Raw genomic sequence first — 1,494 nt, 5'->3', positions numbered from 1 at the left:
GATGTAGTCGGCGTGTGTGATGCCGTCGGTGAAGCCCAGCGCCTTGTGCGTGCGCTGCGCCACGTCGAGCAGCACGTCGTCGGTCAGCAGCGGGTCGGAGGCGTCCACGAAGTGGCCGACCTCCTCGGCGTACGGGTGGTAGCCGACCACCTTGCGGCCGATGAACAGCGGCGTCACGACACCGTCGCGCACCACCGAGTCGACGCTGATCTCCTCGCCCGACACGAACTCCTCGACCAGGATCGGCTGGTCGGTGTCGAACACCACCGGCTCCGGACCGTGTGCCGCCTCGGTGAACGCGAAGTTGGCGCGCACCTCGTGCTCGTCGTGCACCTTGATCACGCCGAGGCTCGCGCCGAGGCCGCGCGGCTTGAGGATCGCCGGGTACCCGACCTCCTCCGCCGCCGCGACCGCGTCGTCCACCGTCTTGACGGGGATCGACCGGGGCTGCGGCACGCCCGACGCCTTCAGCGCCGCCCGCGTGCCGCCCTTGTCGCGCAGGCGCCAGATCACGTCCGGGTCGCCGTTGCGCAGGCCCAGTGCCTGCGCCACGAACGCCGTGGCGTGGATGCGCACCTCGTCCCAGCACAGCACGCCGGAGAACGGCGTCCCGGCGTGGATCTTGGCCGCCACCGCCGCCATCGCCGGCCCGTCGGTGGTCGAGGGCAGCACGGTCCAGCCGGACACGTACTCCTTCTCCCACTCGGGCTCGGCGGTCAGGAACAGGTGCACCCGGTACTCCGCGCTGATCGAGCGCAGCAGGTACTCGCGGTACAACCGCATTCCGGTCGCGACCACGAGCAGCAGGGGCCGCTGGTCGGTCTTGCTCATCGGGGCTCCACTCTCGATAGGACTTGCACGCCGCCGAACGCCTTCTCGCGCTCGCGTTCCTCGTCGGTCACGGCGATCCGCCGTGCCGCGTACCGCAACGTCGGCGGCGCCATCAGCGACGTCACGACCGACACCAGCACCACGACCGTGTAAGCCTCGGTCGACAGCACCTCCATCCGGAGCCCCACCAGCGCCACGATCACGCCGATGACACCACGCGCGTTGAGCCCCGCGCCGAGCGCGAGACCTTCCCAGTGGGTGAGCCGGGCCAGCCGGGCGCCGGCGTAGGCGCCCGCGAACTTGCCGACCACGGCGAGCAGCAGCACGGCCAGCGCCGTGCCGAGCACCGCCGGGTGCCGCAGGGCCGTGAGGTCCATCCGCAGCCCCGCCGTCGCGAAGAACAGCGGCGCCAGGACACCCATCACGAACGTCCGCAGCGCGGTCAGCGGCAGTTGGGTGACACCGCCGACCGACGAGATGACCAAGCCGCACACGAACGCCCCCAGCACCGGCTCGAGGTCCAAGGCGTGCGTGCCGGCGGCGGACGCTATCACCAGCAGCACGACCACCGCCACGGTCACCCCGGGTTCACCGGAGCGCTCCGCGAGCCGCAACGCCCCGCGAGCCGCGGGCCGCAACGCGACCAGCGCGAGGACGAGGACC

General features: G+C 71.7%; 2 protein-coding genes. Both read right to left on the bottom strand.

From position 1 onward, the window contains the following. Nucleotides 1–831, bottom strand: an 831-nt coding sequence (locus AB0G02_RS39795) for an ATP-grasp domain-containing protein (protein WP_360805583.1), incomplete at its 3' end; no start/stop codon positions are given. Next, on the bottom strand, nucleotides 828–1,494 hold a 667-nt coding region (locus tag AB0G02_RS39790; protein WP_360805580.1), incomplete at its 5' end, for a cation:proton antiporter. The genes AB0G02_RS39795 and AB0G02_RS39790, both read right to left, overlap by 4 nt.

This window comes from Actinosynnema sp. NPDC023658 (assembly GCF_040639995.1).
Taxonomy (GTDB): Bacteria; Actinomycetota; Actinomycetes; order Mycobacteriales; family Pseudonocardiaceae; genus Actinosynnema.
The sequence above is the reverse complement of the archived record's forward strand: the minus strand, read 5'-3'. Positions and strand labels throughout refer to the sequence as shown.